Genomic DNA, 24,950 nt, shown 5'->3' with positions numbered 1-24,950 from the left:
CCTCATTTTATCTTTCGCCAAATAATCGCCATGCTACACGCGAGAAGAACCAGATTATCAACAGCAATACCACGGAGAGAGCTGCTGCATAGCCCATTTCATATCTGTAAAAGCCATAATCTTCTATGTGATTAACCATAAGCTGGCCAGCATATTGGGGAGTGGGATTTGAACCCGATAAAGCAACTCCTATTCCTGCAGTTGTAAAGGTATTGACAATTGACATAACTGCACCGAACAACATTTGAGGTTTCATCGCCGGAATGGTTATGTATATCACTTCCTGAAGTCTTGTGCGTATGCCATCGATGTAAGCTGCTTCATAAAGGCTTTCGTCAACATTCAAAATGCCCGCCAGCATAGCCAGAAAACCAATGCCCATACTGCTCCACAACGAAACAACAATCATGATATCCATAAGATATTCTGGAGATTGCAGCCACTGTATGGCTTTGTCTATGAAGCCATATTTCAAAAGCAGCGCATTCAAATACCCTTGCTGATCACCATTAAACAGAACCCGCCACACAACAGTCATTGTAATCCCTGCAGTAAGCGATGGAGAATAAATTATGAGTGCAAATATAGTTCTGGGAATTGGCGTGAGCTGTGCTATCAGCCACGCAAGGGTAAATGAAAGCAAATATCCGCCAACACCAACAATTAGAGAGTATTTAATAGTATTCGGAAGAACCTTTTGCATAAAAATTTCATCTCGTGTCATGAGGGTAATATAGTTTTGGATCCCTATCCAGCTTGGCTTTTCAATGGCATTGAAATAAGTGAAAGATAAGTATATCGATATAACCACCGGAAGCACGATGAATATAGTGAACAGTATCAGGTATGGCGAAATCAGAAACCAGTGATTATACTTCCTTACTTTCTTAGTCATCTATTTCACCTCTTAATTTTCTGGCTTTCATCAGGTATTCATAAGCATCGTTACCCAGATTTTCGATCAAGAATTCTTCCATCGTGTCATACATAATGTAATCTTTTACCTTTATGCCATCTTGCAGATAGCCGAACTCAGTCAACTTCCTTTCGAGTTCCCTGTTGACTATAATCACCGATCTGTCAATTGAAGGGCGCAAAGGATATCCTTCAATGACCACTCTATTCCAGACATTGCTGACTTCCCTTTCGACCATATACCCGCCTGGATGCCTCTGAACTTCCCTTATCCACTTCCATTGTTCCAGAATGGCCCTCTTATGATATTCTTCAAAGAATTCAAGTTCCTTAAAAGCCTGGATATTTGCTGTGTTCCACATGTAAGCAGGCCCATATCGGGTAATCAAAGTTCTAGCGAACTTTAGCTGGGTTTCCTTTGAAAGCCACCATTTGAGAAATACCCATGCTTTGTCTTTGTTCTTGGCATTTTTGAAAATAATTGCCGTTCTATCGCTGGCCACCTGATATCTTTCCACTTTTCCATCGGCTGAAACAACGCCGGGAGAAGGCGCAATATCCCATAAACCGTATATTTCGTCAGCAGCATTTGAAAGCGCTACATATAAGCCGAAATCACCTACTCCAATAGGTATTCTTCCATATCTAAAGGCATTATAGAAATTTGCAACCTGCTCGGGAAGACCGTATATGGAAAAGAGCTCTGTCATAAGCTCAAAAGCCTTGATTGAATTATCTTCATTCAAGGCTGTCTTTATACCATCTTTTGAATAAAGCCTTGCATCGTTCTGAAAGAAAAAGGGAGCGGTTGTGTTGAAGTATTTAATTGTCTGTTCGCACATTGGAATATAAAAATTCAAGCCCCGCCTTTGCAGCTCAGGCAATATTTTCTTTACATCATCCCAGCTATCTGGAATGGGAACGTTGAGCTTTTCAAGAATATCTTTTCTGTAGAAAAGCACATAAAAATTCTGGGTTTCAGTAATGCCATAAACTTTGTCTTCCACAACCATCGGGAGTAAAGTCTCGATATTTATGTTTTCAGATGCAAAATCGAAGAAATCTTCAAAGTTAGAAAGAGGATATAAGGCACTTCTAATGGCTAATTCAAAAGGCAACCAGCTACTTATTCCCAATGCGGCGTCGGGGGTGCGTCCGGAAGAGCTCGCAAGAATTAACCTCTGTTCATTTTGCATAACAGAAAGCGTTACATCTATCCCGGTCTTAGGGGTGAAATCTGTATCGATAAGGTATTGAAGAGTTTCTACATATTGAACGGGTCTATTCACCCAAATTCTTAAATTTTGTTCTGCTGATTCTTCGTATATTGAATAAGCCTCGTTCTTGTTCAAAAGTGAAAGCCACAGTTTCTGAATTTCTTCATAAGCAGAAATGAAAAACATCGAAGTGGATTTGAACGAGTATTCCATCTCTCCCTGGAAAACATAGAGCTTATCAAGCCCCAGGGGCTGTTCTTTCAATCTCATGGAGAGTTCAGAAAGCCTTTGAACAGCTGAAGCAGAGCCTTCACTAAGTTCATCTAGATAAAAGGGCAACCTGTTTGAATTCTTCAAGATTTTGTCGATAAGGTCGGCGACTACAAGCATTTCAGAAATGGAAGCCAGCCCTTTTTTGCCAACCACATCAATGAGTTGCTGGTGTTGGGCTTTTAACTCACTGGAAATGGTCTCTAATTCTTCAATAACATTTGGCATGTATTTTTCTATATTCCAGGTTCTGTTTTCATCTAAATTTACCCCTATTAGCTTTCGAATGTCCAGAGCGATATTCTGAATCTTTCTTACACTATCCTGCAAGAAGGTTATGGTGTTTTCATAAATTCCTGTTGTTACTTCAAGGGAAATGTAGTTTATTCCTTTCTTCAGGTAGAAATAATATGGTGTACCCGATTCATCAGAGATAATTTTGTCTTTCCAAGCGTATTCCGTATATTCAAAGGGATATTCGCTTACCTCAGAGAAGGGGACTTTGCCGTTTACATAAATTCTTCTGAAGACCGGAACACCGCGGTTAAGGTTCTGCTGGTACCTCAACCCTACTTTATAAAATCCCGGCTTATCGACGTCGATAACCCAGGTAATCTTTTGTCCTGAATACTTGAAGGTATTCTGGTCAACGACGTTTATTTTTTTCTTCAATACTTCGTATGGTGTTATGACCGGTATCTGGAGATTGTTTATTGAAATAAAAAAATCTGATTTTCCCAGTAAATTTTCTGCTTCCTTTAAGATATTTTCAGATCCATTTCCCTGCTCAGTGCTAAATCCATTTTTTCTCAAATAATCTTCATACTCGGGGACATCTTGTAAAAGTGTTGAAGGTAACAGATAAATCTCTTCTATCTCAATCCTGCTTCTGAGGTTTTTTATCAGAAGGTTATTTTTTCCAGCTTTAAAGGAAAACAAGACAGGCTTTCCAGAAACCCTTTTAGCATCTTTGAAATAGCTGTAAATCGGGTCGGAATATATGTATTGTTCTGGTACAATTTCGTTTCCATACCTATCAAAGGCTATTGCAGTGTAATCGTAATATGTAAACGTATCGATAATGATCTGGTAGAAAACTTCTCCATTTACCGTTAATTCCAGAAATCCATTGGTGGTGGTTTTTTCAGGATAAGCAACACGGCAAATAATGAAGAAATCCCCACTACTTTCCAGTTCAAAGTCAACGGAAGTTTCTTCATCGCTTTCAATTGTTTTGTTTATCTTTAAAACTTTTTTGGAATCAACGATTACGCCATCAAAAGAACTCTGCAGACCTTCAAAATACAATTTGATTTCTTCAGGGCTCAGGAGTTCGGAATCCGATGTTTTCTTTAAAATACTTTGCTGGTACTTAGAGTATTCAATCTTACCAATGGCATATACCAGCAAGACCATGAGCAAAATAATTGCGGTAGCGATTATTGTCTTTAAAAGTAGCCTTTGCACTCTGTATGACCTCCAATGAAGTTGTTTTGAAGTAAAAGCGACCTGCAAACCATTATTCTTATTATGGCTTGCAGGTCTGCATTAAGGCTACTTACCTTCGATTTGTTTTCTTATTTTCTGGAAATTCTTTTCAGCTTTTGCGAGTTTTGCTTCAAATACACTCCATTTCTCCTTTAACAGGAGGTTAGCCTTTTCCTGGGTTTCAGCAGCAACCGCCTGCGGTTGTACCTGACCACTTCTTATCCTTTCATTAACAGGGAATATTATATCCCAGATGATTTCGAACCAACCGGGAACGGTTTTCCACATATCAATTCTGACAGTTTTATCGAGATTGTTGAGCATATATTTTATGCCTGCTGGTATTTTCATTTCTTCAAAATGTGACAGTACATCGGGATGCATTGTAGCAGGCACAAACCAATCGATAAGTCTTCCATTTTCTTCTGTATTATACAGATTGAGCCTGGCAATAACTCCTCTCGGATCATATGTAAGGAACCTTGCGAATAAGAAGGCTTCCTTTGGATATTTCGTTGTAGCCGTGACGAAGGTGTAATTGATGTGCACGGGTATCCTCATACCTATTTGAGGGTCATGTGGCAAGGGATAATAGTCAAAATCCCATGGTAAAGTCCTTACCCAGCTCCAATCGTATGTTGCTTCAAATCCAGCTAAAACCTTTGACTCTCTGAATGCATCGGCGTCCTGCCCGAATTTTTTCTGATAATCGTCAAGTTGTCCCTGGTTTCTGAGTTCTTCATTTATAAGGTCATCTGATACAAGACCGGGTATCGATTTGAGTTCTTTCTGTAATGTTATGGCCGGAATCCACCCGCCATCTACGAGGTCAAACTCCCTTTTTTCGGGATCAAAACTCCAGAATGTTGTTTTATCACTCAATACTGCGCTCATGAACGTATCAAATTCCCAGAGCTGGTTTATGCCTGAATACTCCCTGGTAGTGGCCCGGCGCAAATAGTTCTTGAATTCATTAACCGTCCAGTCATATCCAGGAGTAGGCAAATTAAGCTTTTTGAGTAAATCAAGATTCAAAACTATTGCTTCAAAGTGCAATCTTTCTCCCAGAGCGTATACTTTGTCGTTGTACTTAAAAGCGTTTTTCACGCTGTCTGGAACATAATCATAGTATGGGTCGTCTTTCAGGAATTCATTCAGTGGGTAAACCCAACCCTGTGACACCGGGTATGAAAGAGGTTCCCATGATTGAGCAACGACATCTGGAAGAGGTTGCCTTGCTGCAACTTTTGCGGTAAGGAAGCCATTTACATCTGGTTCGTTTGCGATGATAACAACTTCGATGTCTGGATAATACTTGTTGAATTCCTCAGCGAGCTTTTTGTAATTATCGACATCCCAGCTCCATACGGAAACGGTTATTTTCACAGCAAAAAGAGACGCCGCAAGAATAATCATCAGAATTAACGAAAGCCAAAATCTAACTTTTTTCATGAGAATACACCTCCAATTTCTGGTAAGGCCTTTTTGAAACATTTTCAGGGTAAGTTACAATTTGTTTCACAAAAAACCAAAAATGGTGGGCATTTAACTGCCCACCGGAATGCATGAATTTATTCAGATGTGATGGGTTCTACCGCCACATCGTCAAAATATACTGTTGTAGGAGCTCCTGCACCGAGTTCTATGCTGAAGTTCACTATCGGATCACCATCGTCTGGATGCGTGTATTCAAATTCAAAAACCTGCCATTCAGTCTCCAGATTCAATGTTTCGCTGAAAAACATACCGTAAGGCGCACCGGTTTGCACTAATTTTAGATTTATCGCTCTTGGTGTATCTGCTTTTGCCTTCAAGGTGATTTTGTATGTATTTCCCTGCTTCATATTAATCCATTGATCGAACTGAATATGCCATGAATCTGTTCCGGTGTCTGCAAGTACGAGATATGCAGCTCCATCTTTTACGCCATATTCAGAAACTTTAGCACCACTGATGTTGTAATCTCCAGCCTGCCAGATCCACCATTCAAAGGGCATGCTACCTTGATCGTTAACTATTCCAGCGCTGAAATCCCCATTGTTGATCAAATTTCCGGGCTCTTCTTCATCAAAGTAATAATCAATTGTCTCTCCTTCGTCAGCAACTTCTTCTTTTGGCGGCAGCAGTGACTTATCAACGGGTTTGACAACAATATCCTTGAAATAGACAGTTGCAGCAGGATCTTTCCCCAATTCAAAACCAAAGGTCACCACTTTATCAGAGGTTCTTGAGTGCAAGTAATAAAATTCAAAGGTTTGCCATTCTTCGTTTAACTGAACGGTTTCAGCAAAGTAATTCGTCCATGGCTCATGTGTTTGCAATATCTTGACATTAATGGATTTCTCAGTATTGGCCTTCGCTTTGAATGTAATGAGGTAAGCCTGTTCATTTTCAAGTTCTACCCATTGATTGAATTGAATATGCCAGGACTCAGGACCAGCGTTTGCTACATCAACAAATGCTGTACCATTCGAGACGCCATAATCGGCAACTGTCGCGCCGCTGATTCCGTATTTCCCGGCTTCCCATATAAACCATTCACCCGGATTGTTTTCCTGATCATTCACTATTTCAGAGCTAAAATCTCCGTTACTTATTACACTGCCGCTAAAGAATTTTTCCCTCTCCAGATCTTTCCATGCACCAAATAAAATCGCAATTGCTGATAGCACAATAACAGACCAGACGGCAATAGCCTTTCCTGTCATACGTCATCACCCCTTATATTGAATTTGATGGTAAAACCATCAAATATCATTCGCTATATAGAATATGTAACATGTTCCAAAAGATATAAGATAAACAGCGATTATTTTCCGGGTAAATAGCAAAACTGTATACGATCTGCGGTTTGAAAAAGAATAATCCCAAAGCTTTTGCTGAAAGGCTTTGCGGTGGTGATTTTGGTCGCTATGGATTCCATGTATACAAAATTATATACATGTAACTTGTTTCATGCAAAACCGACTGATGTCATTCTTGATAATATGTTGATGGATTATATATCTTTTGCTTAATAATAATTGGATAGATAAATTTCCAATTAATTGAACCCGGCAAATTTGGTTTATTACAAGAATTTCCCTGATTACTGCTTAAAAGGGATTAAGTGGGTTATTTTTTCTATAAGAATAAGTGGGGTCTTCTCTGTTCCTCTCTTCCTCCTGACTGCCTCCTTTATTTTATCCTACATCGATTCTCGGTTTCCTGATCTTGGCATTCAAACTTGCCTGTTGTATGATTAAAAACTCTAAGCATTTTCTAAGGTTAGTCTAAGGTTACTCTAAGGAAGGTCACCTATCATAGTGGTGAAGTTAAACATTCCACTATGGAGGTGAGGAACATGAAAAAAGGTATTATCGTAACAACATTGGTAGCGGTTCTCGTTCTTAGTGCAAGTCTCTTCGCTTTTGGTCCTCGCTGGGATGACCAGCAAGCACCGGCAGGAACACCGGCAGCAAGAGGTGGTTACGCTTACAGGACAGAGGGAAATTTTGAACCCCTGTATCAGAACAGAGATGACAGCGCATATTTTAGTGGCGAAGACACCACAATAGAAGGCACCATTGTCGAAGTCGAATACATGCCCGCAGAGATCAAGGTAGAAACAGCCGAAGGAATAGTAGAAGTGCACACAGGCCCCCTCTGGATGCTAAGCGATGTGGAACTAACAGAAGGACAAAACGTAGTAGTAGAGGGTAAATTGGTAACGGTTGATGACGAAAGCTTCGTAGTGCCCTCAAAGATAACGATAGACGGTACAGAGATAGTGCTTAGAGATGCTGATGGCTTCCCCACCTGGATGAAGGGTGGAATGATGAATCAAGCAGCTTATGGAAGAGGAAACAGAGCAAGAGGGAATTACCAGAACGCACCACAGCAGGGAAATTACAGAAATGCACCGGGCCCAAGAGGAAACCATGGTGGCAGAGGCAACCAGGGCGGCCGCGGACAGGCAGGCAACTGCTGGAGATAAATCTCACCCCTCAATAAACCCGGGAGCAATAGCTTCCGGGTTTTTTATGGGGATGGCATAAACTTTCTTACTCTCCTGAATATGGTCCGAAATGGAGATATGCTTTTCAAGTCCAGTAGTTCTATTGAAATTTAGTAGGCTCATTTTTTCGTGACACCTTATTTTCTATAAGATAACGAAACAAGAGTCTTTTTTCATTATCCGGTCAAATCAACATATAACCACTAAATAGAGAAATGTCGTTGGCGAATATATTTTCATTGGCCTCAGGGAAGAAGTCGATTCGCATCACTCTCTTATTCAATAACAATTGTTATTTCTGCATTTAATTCAGAAAAGTTCACAGAGTTGTAAAGTCCCGCACCGAGCCCTCCAAAATTATTAGGTGAATAAAAAGAGAAGGTACCATCAGTATAGGGATACGGGGTCCCATCATCATGATATTTTATGGGGAAATACACTGGAACTTGTGCCTGTACAGTGTTTGAATCGATTTTTGATATATAAGAGTAAGAATAGTTGCTCTCGTAATCTCTCCAATAATAATTACTAGTCAAGTAGAACTCTTTGCCATTCCATAAATCGAAACTGTACTTGGTATAGTAATGATCTTCGCTGGAAAGATCTTCAAAGAATGTCCCGAGATCAGTAGCGGTGAAAGTGAAGTAGTAATATGCCCTCGTCCAATCAACATATTTTGGTTCTTCGTAAGAGTATTTTGGTTCTTTAAAGAGAACGTTTGCTAAGCTTGCATCTGTTGGAAAAATGGATTTCTCTATCGGGATCATGCTTACAGATAGAGAAGTGGCTTCACCAGAAAGTAAGTATATGTTTTTCAGGAAATTCATGCAGGTGAGAGAGTCATTGCTATCAATCCCCATGAAATAAAAGCTGTATACCCTATCTCCGGGAAGTTTCATCTCCATTGTCAAATATTCTTCGGTTCCGAAAGCTTTGGAACTTTTTATAAGAGTACCTGAACCGGATTCTTTTGCCACTATCCCAAAAGACTCAGTATCAGAAGGAATAGCCATCTGTGAAAATCGGGTGCTGTATTTAGGGTTTTTTACAACAAATCTGACAATCGAGTGGTCTTTGTCCGGCTTCAGTTCGTCACCAGTCAAAGCGCATGAAGACAAAGCAATTAGAACAAGCATTAAAAGAGAAAAAAGAGCTAATCGCTTACATGAATTCACAAAAATCCCCCTTTCCCGATTTGGTTCGAGGATTTCTCCTTCATACATCTGCATTTACCCCAGCTATGGAGAAATTTTGAGCCAAGGATTTATAGCAGATATTCAACAATGCTCATTAAGTCAGTTATTCCCACTTAAAGATTTTCATTTAGCTCCATTAAAGTTTACTATATACAAATACGCAAAATCAATGGGCACAAATATTAATGTTTGAACTCTCGGTTTTCGTTTACTCTCGAAACTTGTAACTCTTAACCCGAATCTCTTCTCGCGGATTCTCTGCTTTTATTTAGTTTCCGCAAGCCTCGTATTATCATTCATCGCTCCACCAACCCTCGTACCATCAACAGTCGTATAACCAGCAGTCGCTCCATCAATAGTCGTATCACCAATTGTCGCCCCATCAGCTGTCGCATTATCATTTGTCGCTCTACCAACAGTCGTACCACCAACTGTCATTCATTGAATCACGTAACTAGGTATTTGCTTTTTCGACTCTTGGGACTCAGTTCTCGTTTACTTTCGTAACTCGCGACTCGTGACTCGTAACTCACGTAACTCGGTTTTTCTCCGCCGCAGGCGCGCAGCCATTCCGAGGGAATGTAAAGCCTTTACGAAGTAAAACATATCCTGAGCTTTACTTTAGCTCAGTATAGTCACTCCATAGCGATTTTCTCGCTTTTTCATTATCTACAAGTAATGCCATTCATGTTAAAATTTACAGGTGAAGGGAGGGATCCTGTTGCCTATTGATTTTCGGATGACAAAAAGAGGCTTGATTCTGCTTATAGAAGCCTATACAAGTATTGAAGCCCTTAAGCAGGAGATTATGTCAAAGTTCGCTGAAGCGAAAGATTTCTTTTCAGAGGGCGACGAGATTTCGCTTATGCTTACCCAGGAAACAAGCAAACCCGATGACATTGTCAATATCGTTTCCCTTTTGAACAACATGGGTGTCAGAGTTAAAGATATTCTTGTTGGTAGTCTGGAAAAGAAAAATGTGAAGATCGGGCAAAAATACAATCTTGTCAGGGAAAAAGTTACAGAAGTAAGGGGAGCAGCGGTCGTAAAGCGGAATCTTCGTTCTGGACAGATTGTTGTGCATAATTACGATGTTATTGTAATGGGAAATATCCACGCTGGTGCTGAAATTATTGCAGGCGGAAGCATAGTTGTATTTGGCTCAGCGCGGGGTATCTTGAGAGCGGGGTATTCTGTTGGGAATGAAGCTATAATAGCTGCCCTCGAGCTTTCACCTTCCTTGCTACAAATAGGCGGGACGATTTCTCAGGATTATGAAAGGCTGAATATCCCAGCAGTAGCTCATATAAGGACTGGAAGAATAGTTGTTGAGAGTGTTGATAATATGAAATTTGAAACAAAGGGGGGGACGATTTGAAGATTACAGAGCTACTCAGAGATCTTTCAAACTCTTTTGGCCCGGTTGGATATGAAGATGAAACCCGTCAACTTATACACGAAAGGATAAGCCCTTTTGTTGATGAGGTGAATATTGATAGCATGGGAAACTTGATTGCATTGAAGAAAGGCAACACAGGCAAAAGAGTCGCGATTTTTACCCATATGGACGAGATTTCGCTTGTAATCTCTAAAACGGATGAACGCGGTTTTGCCAGATTCGAAGGGCTTGGCGGCATTGATCCCAAGGTTTTGATTTCGCAAAAGGTGAGAATTAAGTGCCGGGATGGTGTTGAACGTCGTGGAGTCATAGGAATGCTTGCTCCGCACCTTCAGGATAAAAAATCGAAGGGAAAGGTTCCCGGTTTTGACGAGTTGTTCATAGATATCTCTATGAATTCCGATTATGAAGCTGTCCAGCCTGGGGATCTGGTAGTTGTAGATTTCAAGGCTCTCGAATTGAACGGGAAAGTAATTGGCAAGGCTCTGGACGACCGGGCTTGTTGCGCTGTATCTATTTTAACTGCAAAAGAACTTGAGAAGTTTACACTCCGACCCGATGTCTATTTTGTTTTTACATCAAGGGAAGAGATAGGGGTTTTTGGTGCCAAGGTCGCTGCTGAAGGCATCAGACCAGATCTGGGAATTGCTATGGATGTTACCCATGACAACTCGGAGTTTGACATAAGCATTGGAAAGGGTCCGGCAATTTCAGTTGGCGGTCCGAACATTGACAAAAAGTATTTTGATAAATTGGACAAGACTGCAAAGAAACACAACATCCCCGTGCAGTATGAATTTGCTGCTGGAAGAACAGGGACAGATGCTGATATGGTTCAGATTTCTGGAACAGGTATTCCGACGCTGCTCATGTCTTTACCCCAAATGTATATGCATACTCCAGTTGAAGTAATCGACACAAAAGATGTTGAGAATAGCGTAAGGCTTCTGGTAGAGTTCCTTTCAGAACTGGAAGAAGGTGAAAAGGATGAAGTTTGAGCTTCTAAAAAAGCTGTCCGAAATTCCCGGAATTTCCGGATTTGAAGAACCCGTCGCTGATTTTATTGAAGAAGAGATAAAGGGAAAAGTAGATAATTACTGGCGAGACAGTGTCGGAAACCTAATTGCTCTGAAAAAAGGAAAAGGCGAAAACACCAAAAAGCTGATGCTCTTAGCACATATGGACGAAGTTGGACTTATGATTTCGAAGATAAACAAAGATGGCACATTGGGTATAACCCGCGTTGGTGGGGTCGACCCGAGGGTGCTTATCGGTAAAAAAGTATTGGTTGGCAAAGACCTTCTTGAGGGCGTTATTGGATTTAAGGCTATTCATCTTCAAAGCGATGATTCCCTGTTTAAGGCTCCTGATTACAAAAATCTAAGTATTTATGCGGGTTTTAATTCCAAGGAGGAAGCATCCGGAAAGGTAAAAGTGGGAGATCCGGTTTATTTTAACACACAGTATGAAGAAGTGGGTCATTATGCGCTGGGAAAGGCTTTTGATGATAGAAGCGGATGTGTGGTCCTTTTAGAAGTTTTAAAAGCTCTCGAAGATATAAGTCTTGAACACGATGTCTACTTTTCCTGGGTAGTGCAGGAGGAAGTTGGGCTCAGGGGAAGCGGTGTTGCCGCAAGCCAGGTTGTGCCTGATGCGGCTATTGTTTTTGAAAACACAACCGCTGGTGACAATCCGGAAATACCTGAGAGCCGCTGGGCCACAAGGCTTGGAGAGGGACCAGCCCTGACCTTTGCGCATGGCGGTCTCGTACTGAACCGGAGGATTTTTGATGTTATCAAGGCAACCGCTGAAAGGCATGATATCCCGTATCAGTATAAAGCGAGGTTAGCTGGTGGAACGGACGCTGCCAGGCTCGCGAGAGTTCTTTCTGGCATTCCGTCCGGTGTTATTTCAACTCCTTCGCGTTATATTCATTCACCTGTTTCGATGATAGATACCAGAGACTTTTCAGCGGTTATAGAGCTTGCAAAGATTCTTGTGATTGAAGGGAAGGTGCTACCTGAATGAAAGAGCTTATAAAGAAATTTACCGAAGTTTCATCGCCAAGCGGCAGGGAAGACAGAATAAGAGAAACCATTATCACAGAAATAAAAGACCATGTCGATGGTTACAGAGTAGATGCCCTGGGAAATCTAATCGCATGGAAAAAAGGCACATCAGGAAAAAAGCTTCTTTTCGATGCACATATGGATGAAATTGGTGTGGTTGTAACGCATGTGGACGACAACGGCTTTCTCAGAGTGGAAATGATAGGTGGGGTATCCCCTTATGTCCTTCTTGGCACCAGAATAAAATTTGAAACGGGTGTTGTCGGTGTTGTCGGTGTTGAAGGGGAAACAGGCAAGGAATACGCTGAGAATATAAAGAGCCTTGCTTTTGATGTTATTTACGTTGACATTGGCGCTACTGACAAAAAGGATGCCTTGCAAAAAGCACCTATTGGCACTTTTGGAACATATGACGCCACTTTTCTGGACCACGGCAAGCGCCTTGTGTCAAAAGCTATGGATGACCGCATTGCCTGTGCCATACTGGTTCAACTGGCAAAAGAACTCAAAGAACCTAAGGATGATATTTATTTTGTTTTCAGCGTACAGGAAGAAGTGGGACTGGTGGGAGCGAGTGTCGCAGCTTTTGATATAAAACCGGATATGGCAATAGCCCTTGATGTAACAGCTGGTCCGGATACACCCAAAGCATTCAAAAGGATGGGCTTCAAGCTCGGTGCAGGGCCAACGATAAAAATAAAGGATAAGGCTAGTATCAGTTCTTCACAGGTTGTGAAGAAACTAACAGAAGTGGCCACAAAGAACGGAATTCCGTACCAATATGAAATTCTCATTTTTGGCGGTACGAATGCCAGAGGATACCAGTTGACGGGCTCAGGTATTGCTTCCGGAACAGTGTCGGTTCCTACAAGATATGTGCACACGCCCCATGAGATGGTTGATTACGATGATGTGCTGCACACTGTTACCCTTTTGAAGAAACTCGCTGAAGAAGGAGTAGTATGAAGACGCTTTCTTTTGAATTACGTAAAGAGCAGCGTTGCGAAATTATTTTCGGAAAAAATATCGATGTCGTTTCGCCGGAGTCCATTTTTGTGATGGACTCCGGTCTCAATAATCTCATGCCCAAAAAATCCGGTGATGTCCATGTTTTGCCCGGTGGTGAACACGTTAAATCAATCGATAGGGTTTTTGAGCTGTATCAACTCTTCAGAACAAAGGGACAATCCAGGGTTGTTGCCCTTGGAGGCGGAGCTATCATCGATCTGGCAGGTTATTCTGCTTTCAGCCACAGTCAGATAGAAGAGTTCTACGCCGTGCCTTCAACGAGTCTTTCACAAACCCTTCTGCCATTACATGGAAAATTTTACATTAACTTCGAATTCAAAAAGGATATGCTTGCAATCTATGGATTACCCGATAAGATTTATATCGATCCCGGATTAAGCTATTCGAGATTTTTAGAGCGGGGAAATTGTGAATTGATGCCTTTTTTATTCATTGCATATTCTTATGACGAACATGCGTTTCGCTATCTTGAACGCCTATTTGGAAGCAGCGAAAAACTTTCCATTGACGCCTGGTCGGATATTATATGGATTGTAATAAAACTTTATTCGGAGAGGGTAAATGACAGCCCGGGTGTAATCGGTATGAGATTCGCAAATATCCTGGAATCTGCTTTCAGGCTAAAACTGGATTTTCTCAATGCGCTTGCCTTTGGTGTCGTGTTTGAGATATGGCTTGGAAAAATTTTTGGGGTTGTTAAAGGCGAAGAGAACCTGCTGGGGCTTTTAAGAAAATTCTGGAGCAGGCAATGGCCTCTTCGGCTTGATTTTAGTTCGATTAACGAGTATCTCTCACAGATAAAGAAGCTGGAACTGGAGATTCCATGTTTTGGAAATGCTTTTCATGAAAAAATCAACGCAGAGGATTTCTTTAGTTTGCTAAAAGACCATGGTAAAGAATTGGAGAGTTTATTATGAAAGAAAAAGCGCTGAATGTTGTGATTAGGATTTTGATAATAATCATCCTTGGACTTTCAATATTTACCTTTTTATTGGGCGGTTATGCTTATATGTTGAAAAAAGAAGCTGAAAATTATCGTTTGATAATAGAGGAAATACGTTCGAATTTTTTGCCTGAAGATAATGAGATTGTGAGCGATTCTACGCCAATGGCAACTGAATTTTCAGAGATTACCGGGAGTTCATCAAGAGTTACCATAAAAAAACCCGATGAGGTAAAGCCAATCAAGAGTTTCTTCCTTGAGAGCTTTGATTATAACAGGCTTATTTTGAAGTCTTTTGATTATTTGATCAAAGGAACGGACTTTTCGTATGTCGCAGTAGATACGAATATCGCTTTTAAGCTCTGTGTTGAAGTTGGTGAATTGAATTATTTCATAACGAAGATAGAAGATGATCTATACGGTGTGGCTTCTCTGAAAGGTATACCGCTGGATGGATTGTACCCTTCAAGGGTTGTTTATGGTTTGCAACTGGTTTCGCACACTTTTGCCGATGGTATTGCACCGCAGGTAATAAACCTGAGAGCCAAAGGTTATCCGGCTTTCATCTATAGGTGGACAACAACAGACAACCGGACCTTTTATTCGGCAATTTTGGGGCTTTTTCCAGATCTTGATGCAGTTAGAGAATATTCCAATAATCTAAACGTTGCGGAAGTGGAGGAATTAACAGGATGGAGGATAGCCGATAGGTTTCCAAGAAGGATAGAATAGTATGAGAAAGCTCTCAACAAAAGAGGCTCAAATTCTCGGGGCAATCCTTTTTATATTTATCCTAGCTCTTATAGCTTTTCTCGGACCGGATAATATAGATGAAAGCGTTGCTTCAGAGAAAATCCCTGGAATGGAGACGAAAGAAATCTACCCGATAGATATTAACAAAGCCGATGCAAAAACGCTTGAGCTTTTGCCAAACATAGGTCCGTCAAAAGCAAAAAGCATAATCGCTTACCGTGAAAACAAAGGTGGTTTCAGCAGTGTTGATGAGCTTTTGAATGTAAGCGGAATTGGCCAGGCAACTCTGGATAAAATCAGGGAATTCATAACGGTAAGCAATAACTCAATAGCTGAAGAGAAAAGGGAAATACAAAGAAAGCTGGATCTCAATAAAGCTTCGGTGGAAGAGTTAATATCACTGCCTGGAATTGGAGAAATCAAAGCGAAAAGTATTATCGATTACAGGGAAACTCATGGTGGGTTTGGCAGTATCGAGGAATTGAAAGAAGTAAATGGCATAGGAGACAAGACTTTTTCTAAATTAAAGGAACTCATTTTTGTTGGTACAACCCGGTTAGAGAAAACACCAGCAAAGACCCTGATAAATGTAAACCGAGCAAGCGCTCAGGAGCTCGAAAAGCTGCCCGGAATTGGACCTACACTTGCTGAAAGAATTATCCGGTATAGAGAAGAACATGGTTCTTTCAGGGAATTATCCGAATTGGAAGCCGTAAAGGGAATAGGGGAAGCAACCCTGCGAAAAATAGGGGAGATGGTTGAATTTTGATCCTGTTGCACGTGTGTTGCGCGCCGGATGAAGTAATTGCTCTGGAACATTTTTCAGAGAGAGAAAAAGAAGAGGTAACGGCTTTTTTCTTTAATCCGAACATTTTTCCATATTTGGAGTATGTAAAAAGGTTAAATGCCTTTTATAAAGTCAGCAGAAGCTATTCGGTGTCTTTTGTTGAAGGTATATATGAAAGTAGTTTCGGCGCCAGAGTGCTTTCAAGATTTGCGGCAGAACCTGAAGGAGGCAGGCGCTGTTATTACTGTATAAAATATCGTCTGGCTGTTACGGCAAAGTATGCAAAAAACTCTGGATACGAAGCCTTTTCTACAACGCTTCTTTCCAGTCCGAAGAAAAATCCCGAGCTAATTCACCGTGCTGGCTACGAAGTGGAAAGGGCATCTGGTATAAAATATATACCCTTTGACTTTCGAAATGGTATTGATCACAAAAAAATCAGGGAAGTTCTAAAAGACGTTTATAAGCAGGATTACTGCGGTTGCGTATTTGGACTAAGAGAACAGGTCATCAAAAAGCTGGAAAGGGACAAAAAGGATCAAATGCAACTCAAAGAGTGTTTTCCTCAGTACGAGCACCTGTGGCGATTTAGAGGAAGAAAATTGGATTTGACTATGCTAAAGATAGATGGCAGAGAGGAATTAAAGAGATTTCTGGAAATCCTTAAACCTTCCTCTCTTGTGGTAGGAACAGAGCTCATGAAAGATTTTGGCCTGACTGGAAAGTGGCTCAAGTGTGGAAAATATAATTGCAAAATTGAAAGGAGATAAAAATGCAAGACAGCGAAATTCATAAGCTTGCCAGCAGAATCGAAGAATTAAGTACCGATTTGGGGGTCGTTTTGAGATTGATAGACGAAGAGGGAAAAAGTTTAGGGAGTGAATTGCCATGTACCATCCCTTCGCTTTCCGTAGCATTGGCAGTTAATTCCGGTACAAGAAGCACCACCTCAAATGAAGGAATTATTATCAGCGTGATCCCGATAATTGTAAGAGGGAAACGGTTTTTGCTGGCCGTTTTTGGTGAAGTGACATCGGATACAGGTTACAAGGCCCTTTCTAAAATTCCCGAATTGCTGGTTAGAGGTATTTAATATGGTAAAGCTTGAAATTCGAGCTCCTGAAATCTTTGACCTTGATGCAACCTTGGATTGCGGTCAAACCTTTCGGTGGACAAAAGAAGACGATTGCTGGACGGGAGTCGTTAGAGATACTGCACTGATCTTAAAGCAAGAGGGAAAGATTGTTAAAGTTATTGCCTCAGCTGACACTTTGCTGGGCGAAGATCTCGATGTAGGCTTAAAAGACTATCTTGGGTTTGAGGATCCTCTTGAAGAAATCTTAGCTGAACTGGAAAAGCTTTCAAAAAGCCTTCCCGAACCTGCCAGAAGCATTTCGTTGAAATCTATTGAAGAGGGCAGGGGTTTGAGAATTTTAAGACAGAATCCCTTTGAAATGACTGTGGAGTATATCATTTCAACACGCAATAACATTCCAACTATTAGGAGAATGGCCAATGCGCTTTCTGCACTTTTTCCGGAAAATCGCATAAGTCTTAACGGGAAGATGTTTTACGCTTTCCCTGATTTGGTTCAGCTAAAAAAGTTATCAATAAATCAGCTGAAGGAATTAAAACTCGCCTTTCGAGTTCCATGGCTTTACGAGCTATTTCAAAACACCAATTCTGAAGAATTCTTTGTGCAATTGGAGAATTTATCTCTTAACGAAAAACTGGAAGCACTTATGAAACGAAAAGGGATTGGTTATAAAGTTGCGAGTTGTGTTACACTCTTTGGCTATGCTGAACTCAATTCATTTCCCGTTGATGTGTGGATAAAAAGGGTTATGAAAGATCTTTTCAATATCGAAGGAAGCACAAAGAAAGTCATGGAGTATGGAATGGAAAAATTTTATCCCTATGCGGGGTATTATCAGGAGCTTTTGTTCAGGTATTATCGAAGAAAATTCGGGAGAGGGAAACGATGAAAATAAATATTATTGGAGGAGGCCTTGCAGGTTCCGAAGTAGCCCTCGGACTTGCGTCAAAGGGATATGAAGTTACCCTTTATGAAATGAGGCCAAAAATAAGCACAGGTGTTCATAAAACGGGAAATTTTGCTGAGCTGGTGTGCAGCAATTCCCTTAAATCGGAGGATCTTTCAAACGCTTCCGGTGTTTTGAAAGCTGAGGCGGCTATTCTCGGATCGAAATTACTTGAAATAGCGAAAAAGCACAGGGTTCCAGCCGGGAAAGCCCTTGCCGTCGACAGAGAAAAGTTCTCTGAAGAGGTCACAAAGCTTATTGAAGGTAATCCGAATATAACGGTTATACATAAGGAAGTTACAGAACTTGAGCTGAACTCTAAAGACACAATTTGGGTAATTGCTACAGGCCCCCTTTCATCTTCTAAGTTCGAAAATTGGCTTTCTACGATCTTTGGAGGAGACCTTTTTTTCTTTGATGCGGTGGCACCTATTGTAACTTCTGAATCGATAGATATGAATTTTGCCTTTGAAGCGGATAGATACGGTAAGGGGTCTGGAGATTATATAAACTGCCCTTTAAACCAAGATGAATATCTGGCTTTCTTGAAGGCTTTAACTGAAGCAGAAGTGACTCCCATCGAGAATTTCTCAGACAAGCTTCTTTTTGAGCGCTGCCAGCCGGTAGAAGAAATCGCAAGAACTGGTCGCGATGCCCTGAGATTTGGTCCAATGAAACCGGTGGGTCTAACCGACCCGAAAACCGGTAAACAACCTTACGCAGTAGTGCAGCTTCGAAAAGAAAACCTGAATGGTTCGTTGTATAATCTCGTTGGCTTTCAAACAAGATTGAAATGGAATGAACAAAGACGTGTATTCAGAATGATACCGGCTTTACACTCTGCCGAGTTCGTTCGTTATGGTGTAATGCACAGAAACACATATCTGAATTCGCCTGAACTTCTGAAACCCGATCTCAGAGCTAAGGCATATGATAACCTGTTCTTCTGTGGCCAGATAACAGGTCTTGAAGGATACGTGGAGGCGATAAGTAGCGGTCGTTTTGTTGCAATGAACATTGAAAGGCTTTTGAAGTCGGGCGACACGATAACTCTTCCTGCCGAAACCATGCTTGGAGCACTTATTGAACATATAACCATTTCCGGAAATACGCCTTTAAATCCTATGTATGCAAATTTTGGGCTTTTACCTGGGGTAAAGGCAAGAGGAAAGCGCGAAAAAAAGCTTATGAAGGCTGAACGAGCAATAGAAACGCTAAAATCATTTCTCAAAAGTGAGGGGATATTATGATACTTCGTTCAGAACCCGTATTTTCGCCAAGACCATGGGGAAACAGGAAGTTGAACGAAATATACGCTGTCGATTCGATAGAACCAATTGGTGAAGTGTGGTTGCTTTCTGATATTGCAGGGATGAGAACGCCACTGAAAAGAGATGTTGAAGTACATTATCCAGAAGAATACAACGAAGTGTTTTGCGGAAGCAAGGCACCGAGATTTCCACTTTTGGTGAAATATATTTCAACTACAGACTGGCTTTCGGTGCAGGTTCATCCAGATGACGAAACTGCCAGAATGCTAGAAGGAGAACCCTGGGGTAAATCAGAATGCTGGTATTTTACTTCTAACGGAAAAATAGCGGCTGGCTTTAAGGAGAAAAGGCTTCCAGAGGTGATCGGGCCGGATACACTGAATTATTTCGAACTTGAACCCGGGGACTTTGTCGGATTGCCTGCGGGTCTTGTTCATGCTCTGGGACCGAATTCAAGCTTAATTGAGGTGCAACAGGCCTCGGATATTACGTATCGGACATATGACTGGGGACGGGGACGCGAATTGCATGTGGAAAAGGCGAGGAAGGCTATAAAACCAGAACTGTCACCAAAAATTGTGAGAAATATGAATGAAAGAATAGAACAGGGCTTTTTTAGCATTACACCCGCAGAAAGTGTAGAGGGTACAGGGCTTGCAATTGTTATTGAAGAAAGGCCGGAACTCTTCGTCGTAATTGATGACAGTTTTTCCCGGCAAAAACCCTTTCTGTGGATAACCGTGGAAATGGGGAATCTATATGTATAAAATAATATTGATTACCTTCCTTTTACTGGCTTTTTGTGTGTTATTTGCCGTTGATGAAGACGAAGCTGTGAAGCTCCTCCTATCCCAGGATTATATCTTCGAAATTTCCTCCCTGGAAGGGGTGGGGGCTACTAATATAGCTTTGAAAGCAATAGGCTACGGCCTGGCCTATATTGAAACGCTGGAATGGAATTATAAGGACAGATTTTTCGACTATCACGATCAACTGAACATCGAAGAACTTCCGGAAGATTTCGCATATTCAACTGATATTGTGGAAACACTTGTGGCCACTTCAACCGTGAGCAGTATTAACCTTATAGACTTTGACAAAACTTCCAATCTTTCAAAGGCTGTTGCACTCAGAATATATTTTATCGACTGGATGCAAACGAAAGACCCGAATTCAGGAAAAGTAGCAACAAAATTTGCAATGGAACTGGCTGAACAATATCCTGAATCTTATTATCCTTACAAAGTTCTTTTTTACTATCACTCTCATTCCAGTTTTGGATCCAGAGAGGTTTTTGAGGAGTATCGGAAAAAGGTGCTCCCATTGAATCCGGATGATGCTATCCTTGCAAGCGTTGTAGAGGGAGAATACAATCTCGGCATGTATGAAGAACTGCTGGAAGATTATCAGAGAATGAACATACCCGATGATCTTTCGCACTTTTTTGCCGCTTATGCGAACTTAAAGCTCGGACAGGTCGGGACTGCAGAGATTATTTTGAAAAACACATCTTTATCAGCTTTGCCCAAGCAATACGCTTCCATCGCTTATGAAGAGCTGGGAAAAATTTCAGAGGATGAAGGTAATATTGATTCCGCGCTATTCTATTACCGGAAATCCATTGAGAGCAATTCCAGCAATCGCGCGGCGATGGTTAAACTTGGTCTGGCCTATTTGAAATCGGATGACAGGGACAAATATACACTTGCACGTTTTTATCTGGAAATGAGCGGTATGGAAGAATATAATGAAGAGGTAGCATCCACTTTGAATTATTTAAGAAGAAAACTGGTGCTGGGAATTCTCTTCAAACAGGTGTTGCCTTTAATAGCAGGGGTGGTATTTGCCCTGATTTTCGTTGAATATTTTTTCAAAAGGCGACGAAGAAAGCAGGAAGAGCGTATAGAAAAAGAGAGTTGAGGAGGTTAGAATGGATCTAATGGAGATTAGAGTTCTTGACAAAGGTTTTGTAAGGCTGGTGGAAGTCTTTGGAGATGACTTTTCAGCCGTTCAAGCGGCAAGGGTAAGTTACGGGAAAGGCCTTACCACCACTGAGAGAGATAGAAAGCTTATATATTATCTCATGGAACACGGCCATCATTCACCATTTGAGCACATAATAATGAAATTTCACATCAAGTTGCCAATATTTGTTATGCGGCAGCTTGTAAGGCACAGAATTGCATCCATAAACGAAAGAAGCGGACGCTATACGGAATTCAAAGAAGACTGGTATGTCCCTGATCATATAAGAACACCTGATTCTAAGAATAAGCAAGGTTCTGTTATTACCAGCAATGAAAAATTAACCGGTGAGGCAATTGATTTGATAGAGATGGCTATAGAGAAATCCTTTGAGGCTTACAACAGGCTTCTGGAAATGGGCGTTGCGAGAGAACTGGCAAGAATTGTCCTTCCCACATCGATGTACACTGAGTGTTACTGGACGATAAATATCAGAAGCCTTATGAATTTTCTCAATTTGAGAGCTGATTCTCATGCTCAATGGGAAATGCAACAATACGCTCTGGCTATTGCGGAGATTTTTGAAAGATGTTGCCCATTGACCTATGAGGCTTTTCTAAAATATGGCTATACCGGTGATCTCTTAAAGTTACAGGAGAGGTGATTTAATGAAGTTGAAGAGAATATGCGAACTGCTAAATTGCAAAATTCTCAGTGCAATGGAAAATTTCGATGAGCTTGAAATCAAATATGCAGGCGCTGCGGATTTAATGAGCGATGTATTGGCTTTTGGAAAGCCTGGAATGCTTCTGATCACCGGGCTAAATTCGCCGCAAGCGGTGAGGACTGCATCTGTAATCGGAGCTACCGCAGTGCTTATTGTTCGCAAAGAAACAATTCCAGAAAGCACAGTTGAACTTGCAAAAGAACTGGGAATTATACTCCTGCACTCAAATATGCCCATGTTCAAAGCCTGTGGTGAGTTATACAAATTGGGCTTGAAAGATCCCATTTCAAGTGAGGATGCGTAAATATGATAGAAGATAGGGTAGATGAACTTCTGCAAAAGCTGCAGAAATATTTTTCCCATATAACCGCATCTGAAATCATGAACAAAAATGTGATCACCCTTACACCAGGACGCACTTTATGGCAGGCTAAAGAGTTGATGAAAATACGAAAGATTTCAGGTATTCCGGTTGTAAACGAAGAAAAAAAGCTAATTGGTATTGTTAGTATCGAGGATATAATAGTGGCTCTGGAAAGGAACCGAATTAAAGAACCTATAGCCAGCCACATGACAAAAAGGGTGGTAAGCTTAACTCCAGATGAACCCCTTGACTCAATCATTTCAAAATTTGACCGTTATCATTTTGGTAGGTTTCCCGTTGTAGATAAAGATAACAGAATTCTGGGGGTAATTTCCAAGAAAGACATTATAAGAACTATTCTCGAACGGTTTCGCTTGATTTACGTCCACGATGAGCGCCGCTCACAGATCCTTCAGAAAGAGGCGGAATGGTTCGATAAATCCCTGATCACAGGTGACTATGTAAAAAAGAGCTATGCGGATTTCGTTTTTCAGATAAATTGTACCGATATAGATCTCGCAGGTGCTGGCGCCGCAAAATTGAAGGCTTTTCTTACAAAGAGGGGAATTGATGAAACCCTTGTAAGACGCGTAGCAATAGCTACATATGAAGCGGAAGTCAATGTGGTGATACACAGTGAAAGTGAAGGCTCAATTTATTGCTGGATAGAAGAGGACTGTATCAAGGTGAGGGTCGAAGACCACGGAAAAGGAATTGAAAACGTGGAGCAGGCGATGAAAGAAGGATATTCAACAGCAACGGATCATATCAGAGAACTCGGTTTTGGTGCAGGGATGGGATTGCCTAATATGCGGAGATATTCTGACAAAATGGTTGCCATGTCCGAAGTGGGAAAAGGCGTTGTTGTTGAGATGATTTTTTGCGAGAGGGGGTAAGGGAATGCTCTTGAAAGAATTAATCGACAGATGTGGTTTTAGAATAATTACTGCAAGTAACCTGAACGAGGAAATTAAAGATGGGTATATCGGCGATCTTTTATCGGATGTAATGGGGAATGCGCCTGCTGATTCTATCTGGCTGACCGTGCAGTCTCATGTCAATATTCTGGCCGTGGCGAGCATAACAGGAATAAAAGCTATCCTTCTCTGTAACGGCTTGTCTTATGAAGAGGAAACAATTGAAAAGGCAAAAGAAAATGACATTACACTCCTTGAAACGGAAAAGAGCTCTTTCCATGCCTCTTTGGCTCTGTTTGAAGCGGGTTTGAGATAACCCGGGGTGATCTGGTGCTAAGAGATTTTTATGTGGATTTTCATATACACAGTTGCCTTTCTCCCTGTGCTGAAATCACCATGACTCCTGCTGTCATAGGAAAACGGCTTCAAGAAATAGGCATTGATTGGATTTCTATTACTGACCATAATTCAGCAGGTAATGTCAGAACATTTTCAAAGGTACTAAAAAGTTTGGGGATAGAAGTCATTCCAGGAATAGAAGTTCATACTGTTGAAGATGTTCATATTCTCGGGTTTTTCGAAAGCATAGAGGCAGCTGAGGCTTATTCAAGCTGGCTGTATAAGTTTATTCCAGATGTAAAAGTTGATCCAGAAAAATTTGGATATCAGCTGTATGTAAATGAAGATGATGAATTTACGGCGATGGAAGAAAAGTGGCTTGGCCAGCCCACCAGCCTGAAATTAAATAAGGCGATTGATTCCATTCTGGAATTTGGTGGCATTTATGTTTATTCACATATTGAAAGGAAAATGGGGATTGTTTATCAGCTGGGGTTTGTTCCCGGCGCAAAAAATAACAGTGAAATTGTTGAGATCTCTCAAAAAAATACCTTTGACAAATTTAATGATTTACAGCATATGAGTGTTATTCATTCATCGGATGCCCACTCTCCTCAGGAGTTGAAGAAAGTGATGCGACTTAAAGCGAAAAGGCGGAATTTCAGTGAATTCAAAGAATGCCTCCTAAATCAGAAAAGGGTGGAACTCTTATGGGATTGAGGACAATATCAGACCATATTCTGGATATTTACCAGAATGCTGTAGATTCTGGTGCAAGCAAAATCGAACTTCATATTAACGAAGAGAGTGGAAAACGCTTCTTTTTTAAGATAACAGACAACGGAAAAGGGATTGATAAGGAGAAAATGTCGGAGATTCTTGACCCTTTTTACACCGAAAAAGAAAAGGCTAAAAAATTCGGACTGGGTTTGCCCTTTCTCAAACAGGCAGCAGAAGCAACGGGCGGAAATTTCAAACTTTCATCAATGTCGGGGCAGGGAACAGAAGTTTCTGCAACTTTTGTGCTTTCTCACATTGATTGCCAGCCTGTTGGTGATCTCGCCCAGACCCTTGTTACAGTTATACAAATGAGCGGAGATACTTACTGGACCATTCGCAGGGAGAAAGACCAGTCAGGTTACGAGTTCTCACGTTCGGATTTTATCAAAATTCTAGGGAACGATTTTGCCATCAATGCAGTCAAAATAAAGATGGTTCAGGAATTGATTTCCGGAGCGGAAAAGGCCCTTTTATGATTTCAA

The 24,950-nt window shown here is 41.1% G+C and carries 26 protein-coding genes; 20 read left to right on the top strand and 6 right to left on the bottom strand.

Features of this window, described 5'->3' with window-relative positions:
• Positions 1 to 7 precede the first annotated feature (7 nt).
• The 4 genes from AT15_RS01580 to AT15_RS01565 all read right to left on the bottom strand — a co-directional run bounded on the left by AT15_RS01580 (position 8) and on the right by AT15_RS01565 (position 6,598).
• Entirely contained in the window at positions 8 to 895 is an 888-nt protein-coding gene (locus AT15_RS01580) for a carbohydrate ABC transporter permease (RefSeq protein ID WP_068345654.1), read from the bottom strand.
• On the bottom strand, positions 888 to 3,869 hold the full coding sequence (locus AT15_RS01575) for an extracellular solute-binding protein (RefSeq protein WP_068345652.1): 2,982 nt from the start codon (positions 3,867 to 3,869) through the stop codon (positions 888 to 890). The genes AT15_RS01580 and AT15_RS01575 overlap by 8 nt, the downstream gene beginning before the upstream one ends.
• A gap of 87 nt (positions 3,870 to 3,956) precedes the next feature.
• A complete protein-coding gene (locus AT15_RS01570; protein ID WP_068345650.1) occupies positions 3,957 to 5,342 on the bottom strand; it encodes an ABC transporter substrate-binding protein in 1,386 nt (461 codons plus the stop codon).
• Between the two features lie 119 nt (positions 5,343 to 5,461).
• Positions 5,462 to 6,598 (bottom strand): carbohydrate binding domain-containing protein, encoded by a 1,137-nt coding sequence (locus tag AT15_RS01565; protein WP_084251384.1) that lies wholly within the window; start codon positions 6,596 to 6,598, stop codon positions 5,462 to 5,464.
• Between the two features lie 635 nt (positions 6,599 to 7,233).
• On the opposite strand from AT15_RS01565, the gene AT15_RS01560 reads away from it, so the two are divergent.
• Positions 7,234 to 7,866, top strand: a complete 633-nt coding sequence (locus AT15_RS01560) for a hypothetical protein (protein ID WP_068345649.1) — start codon at positions 7,234 to 7,236, stop codon at positions 7,864 to 7,866.
• A gap of 296 nt (positions 7,867 to 8,162) precedes the next feature.
• Here the strand turns inward: AT15_RS01560 and AT15_RS01555 are convergent, their stop codons facing one another.
• Together AT15_RS01555 and AT15_RS10245 are read right to left on the bottom strand one after the other, a co-directional pair.
• Positions 8,163 to 9,110: a hypothetical protein gene (locus AT15_RS01555; RefSeq protein ID WP_068345647.1), complete on the bottom strand. Its 948-nt coding sequence runs from the start codon at positions 9,108 to 9,110 to the stop codon at positions 8,163 to 8,165.
• Between the two features lie 237 nt (positions 9,111 to 9,347).
• A complete protein-coding gene (locus AT15_RS10245) occupies positions 9,348 to 9,521 on the bottom strand; it encodes a hypothetical protein (protein WP_161484641.1) in 174 nt (57 codons plus the stop codon).
• A 283-nt stretch (positions 9,522 to 9,804) separates the two neighbouring features.
• Here AT15_RS10245 and minC point away from each other — a divergent pair, with 283 nt between their 5' ends.
• Genes minC through AT15_RS01460 form a run of 19 tightly spaced genes read left to right on the top strand, consistent with a single transcriptional unit; the run spans position 9,805 to position 24,944 of the window.
• Positions 9,805 to 10,461, top strand: coding sequence for a septum site-determining protein MinC (gene minC / locus AT15_RS01550; RefSeq protein WP_084251383.1), 657 nt, complete (start codon positions 9,805 to 9,807; stop codon positions 10,459 to 10,461).
• Positions 10,458 to 11,480 carry a M42 family metallopeptidase gene (locus AT15_RS01545; protein ID WP_068345645.1) on the top strand — a complete coding sequence of 341 codons (1,023 nt, stop codon included), beginning with the start codon at positions 10,458 to 10,460 and terminating at the stop codon, positions 11,478 to 11,480. Before minC ends, AT15_RS01545 begins: the two co-directional genes overlap by 4 nt.
• Complete coding sequence (locus tag AT15_RS01540) at positions 11,470 to 12,510, top strand: M42 family metallopeptidase (protein ID WP_068345643.1); 1,041 nt, start codon at positions 11,470 to 11,472, stop codon at positions 12,508 to 12,510. The genes AT15_RS01545 and AT15_RS01540 overlap by 11 nt, the downstream gene beginning before the upstream one ends.
• A complete protein-coding gene (locus AT15_RS01535) occupies positions 12,507 to 13,517 on the top strand; it encodes a M42 family metallopeptidase (protein WP_068345640.1) in 1,011 nt (336 codons plus the stop codon). The genes AT15_RS01540 and AT15_RS01535 overlap by 4 nt, the downstream gene beginning before the upstream one ends.
• Positions 13,514 to 14,497, top strand: coding sequence for a dehydroquinate synthase/iron-containing alcohol dehydrogenase family protein (locus AT15_RS01530; RefSeq protein ID WP_068345638.1), 984 nt, complete (start codon positions 13,514 to 13,516; stop codon positions 14,495 to 14,497). The genes AT15_RS01535 and AT15_RS01530 overlap by 4 nt, the downstream gene beginning before the upstream one ends.
• The gene (locus tag AT15_RS01525; protein ID WP_068345636.1) at positions 14,494 to 15,255 is read left to right on the top strand and encodes a sporulation protein; all 762 of its coding nucleotides are present in this window, start codon (positions 14,494 to 14,496) and stop codon (positions 15,253 to 15,255) included. The genes AT15_RS01530 and AT15_RS01525 overlap by 4 nt, the downstream gene beginning before the upstream one ends.
• A 1-nt stretch (position 15,256) precedes the next feature.
• Positions 15,257 to 16,045 carry a ComEA family DNA-binding protein gene (locus AT15_RS01520; protein WP_068345634.1) on the top strand — a complete coding sequence of 263 codons (789 nt, stop codon included), beginning with the start codon at positions 15,257 to 15,259 and terminating at the stop codon, positions 16,043 to 16,045.
• Positions 16,042 to 16,833, top strand: coding sequence for an epoxyqueuosine reductase QueH (locus tag AT15_RS01515; RefSeq protein WP_068345632.1), 792 nt, complete (start codon positions 16,042 to 16,044; stop codon positions 16,831 to 16,833). The genes AT15_RS01520 and AT15_RS01515 overlap by 4 nt, the downstream gene beginning before the upstream one ends.
• Positions 16,834 to 16,835: 2 nt before the next feature.
• Positions 16,836 to 17,156 carry a hypothetical protein gene (locus AT15_RS01510; protein ID WP_068345630.1) on the top strand — a complete coding sequence of 107 codons (321 nt, stop codon included), beginning with the start codon at positions 16,836 to 16,838 and terminating at the stop codon, positions 17,154 to 17,156.
• Between the two features lies 1 nt (position 17,157).
• Positions 17,158 to 18,048: a DNA-3-methyladenine glycosylase family protein gene (locus AT15_RS01505; protein WP_068345628.1), complete on the top strand. Its 891-nt coding sequence runs from the start codon at positions 17,158 to 17,160 to the stop codon at positions 18,046 to 18,048.
• Complete coding sequence (gene trmFO, locus AT15_RS01500) at positions 18,045 to 19,355, top strand: methylenetetrahydrofolate--tRNA-(uracil(54)-C(5))-methyltransferase (FADH(2)-oxidizing) TrmFO (protein WP_068345626.1); 1,311 nt, start codon at positions 18,045 to 18,047, stop codon at positions 19,353 to 19,355. Before AT15_RS01505 ends, trmFO begins: the two co-directional genes overlap by 4 nt.
• Positions 19,352 to 20,143 (top strand): type I phosphomannose isomerase catalytic subunit, encoded by a 792-nt coding sequence (locus tag AT15_RS01495; protein ID WP_068345624.1) that lies wholly within the window; start codon positions 19,352 to 19,354, stop codon positions 20,141 to 20,143. Before trmFO ends, AT15_RS01495 begins: the two co-directional genes overlap by 4 nt.
• Positions 20,136 to 21,296, top strand: coding sequence for a tetratricopeptide repeat protein (locus AT15_RS01490; protein ID WP_068345623.1), 1,161 nt, complete (start codon positions 20,136 to 20,138; stop codon positions 21,294 to 21,296). The genes AT15_RS01495 and AT15_RS01490 overlap by 8 nt, the downstream gene beginning before the upstream one ends.
• Before the next feature lie 19 nt (positions 21,297 to 21,315).
• A complete protein-coding gene (thyX, locus tag AT15_RS01485; RefSeq protein WP_068345755.1) occupies positions 21,316 to 22,005 on the top strand; it encodes an FAD-dependent thymidylate synthase in 690 nt (229 codons plus the stop codon).
• A 4-nt stretch (positions 22,006 to 22,009) separates the two neighbouring features.
• Positions 22,010 to 22,372: a hypothetical protein gene (locus AT15_RS01480; RefSeq protein ID WP_068345621.1), complete on the top strand. Its 363-nt coding sequence runs from the start codon at positions 22,010 to 22,012 to the stop codon at positions 22,370 to 22,372.
• A 2-nt stretch (positions 22,373 to 22,374) separates the two neighbouring features.
• A complete protein-coding gene (locus AT15_RS01475; protein WP_068345619.1) occupies positions 22,375 to 23,328 on the top strand; it encodes a CBS domain-containing protein in 954 nt (317 codons plus the stop codon).
• Between the two features lie 4 nt (positions 23,329 to 23,332).
• Positions 23,333 to 23,665: an iron-sulfur binding hydrogenase gene (locus AT15_RS01470; protein WP_068345617.1), complete on the top strand. Its 333-nt coding sequence runs from the start codon at positions 23,333 to 23,335 to the stop codon at positions 23,663 to 23,665.
• 14 nt (positions 23,666 to 23,679) lie between these two features.
• On the top strand, positions 23,680 to 24,408 hold the full coding sequence (locus AT15_RS01465) for a PHP domain-containing protein (protein ID WP_235598469.1): 729 nt from the start codon (positions 23,680 to 23,682) through the stop codon (positions 24,406 to 24,408).
• Positions 24,399 to 24,944 carry an ATP-binding protein gene (locus AT15_RS01460; protein ID WP_068345615.1) on the top strand — a complete coding sequence of 182 codons (546 nt, stop codon included), beginning with the start codon at positions 24,399 to 24,401 and terminating at the stop codon, positions 24,942 to 24,944. The genes AT15_RS01465 and AT15_RS01460 overlap by 10 nt, the downstream gene beginning before the upstream one ends.
• Positions 24,945 to 24,950: the final 6 nt, after the last annotated feature.

The organism is Kosmotoga arenicorallina S304, from assembly GCF_001636545.1.
Lineage (GTDB): Bacteria > Thermotogota > Thermotogae > Petrotogales > Kosmotogaceae > Kosmotoga_B > Kosmotoga_B arenicorallina.
Note: the sequence above shows the minus strand (reverse complement) of the source record. Positions and strands in the feature narration are given on the sequence as shown.

Coding starts and splice junctions, on each gene's coding strand:
- AT15_RS01565 (WP_084251384.1), bottom strand. CDS start 6,598: ATGACAGGAAAGGCTATTGCCGTCTGGTCTGTTATTGTGCTATCAGCA.
- trmFO (WP_068345626.1), top strand. CDS start 18,045: ATGAAAATAAATATTATTGGAGGAGGCCTTGCAGGTTCCGAAGTAGCC.
- AT15_RS01535 (WP_068345640.1), top strand. CDS start 12,507: ATGAAAGAGCTTATAAAGAAATTTACCGAAGTTTCATCGCCAAGCGGC.
- AT15_RS01525 (WP_068345636.1), top strand. CDS start 14,494: ATGAAAGAAAAAGCGCTGAATGTTGTGATTAGGATTTTGATAATAATC.
- AT15_RS01475 (WP_068345619.1), top strand. CDS start 22,375: ATGATAGAAGATAGGGTAGATGAACTTCTGCAAAAGCTGCAGAAATAT.
- thyX (WP_068345755.1), top strand. CDS start 21,316: ATGGAGATTAGAGTTCTTGACAAAGGTTTTGTAAGGCTGGTGGAAGTC.
- AT15_RS01540 (WP_068345643.1), top strand. CDS start 11,470: ATGAAGTTTGAGCTTCTAAAAAAGCTGTCCGAAATTCCCGGAATTTCC.
- AT15_RS10245 (WP_161484641.1), bottom strand. CDS start 9,521: ATGACAGTTGGTGGTACGACTGTTGGTAGAGCGACAAATGATAATGCG.
- AT15_RS01570 (WP_068345650.1), bottom strand. CDS start 5,342: ATGAAAAAAGTTAGATTTTGGCTTTCGTTAATTCTGATGATTATTCTT.
- AT15_RS01505 (WP_068345628.1), top strand. CDS start 17,158: ATGGTAAAGCTTGAAATTCGAGCTCCTGAAATCTTTGACCTTGATGCA.
- AT15_RS01480 (WP_068345621.1), top strand. CDS start 22,010: ATGAAGTTGAAGAGAATATGCGAACTGCTAAATTGCAAAATTCTCAGT.
- AT15_RS01555 (WP_068345647.1), bottom strand. CDS start 9,110: ATGTATGAAGGAGAAATCCTCGAACCAAATCGGGAAAGGGGGATTTTT.
- AT15_RS01460 (WP_068345615.1), top strand. CDS start 24,399: ATGGGATTGAGGACAATATCAGACCATATTCTGGATATTTACCAGAAT.
- AT15_RS01470 (WP_068345617.1), top strand. CDS start 23,333: ATGCTCTTGAAAGAATTAATCGACAGATGTGGTTTTAGAATAATTACT.
- AT15_RS01495 (WP_068345624.1), top strand. CDS start 19,352: ATGATACTTCGTTCAGAACCCGTATTTTCGCCAAGACCATGGGGAAAC.
- AT15_RS01580 (WP_068345654.1), bottom strand. CDS start 895: ATGACTAAGAAAGTAAGGAAGTATAATCACTGGTTTCTGATTTCGCCA.
- AT15_RS01510 (WP_068345630.1), top strand. CDS start 16,836: ATGCAAGACAGCGAAATTCATAAGCTTGCCAGCAGAATCGAAGAATTA.
- AT15_RS01560 (WP_068345649.1), top strand. CDS start 7,234: ATGAAAAAAGGTATTATCGTAACAACATTGGTAGCGGTTCTCGTTCTT.
- AT15_RS01520 (WP_068345634.1), top strand. CDS start 15,257: ATGAGAAAGCTCTCAACAAAAGAGGCTCAAATTCTCGGGGCAATCCTT.
- AT15_RS01490 (WP_068345623.1), top strand. CDS start 20,136: ATGTATAAAATAATATTGATTACCTTCCTTTTACTGGCTTTTTGTGTG.
- AT15_RS01530 (WP_068345638.1), top strand. CDS start 13,514: ATGAAGACGCTTTCTTTTGAATTACGTAAAGAGCAGCGTTGCGAAATT.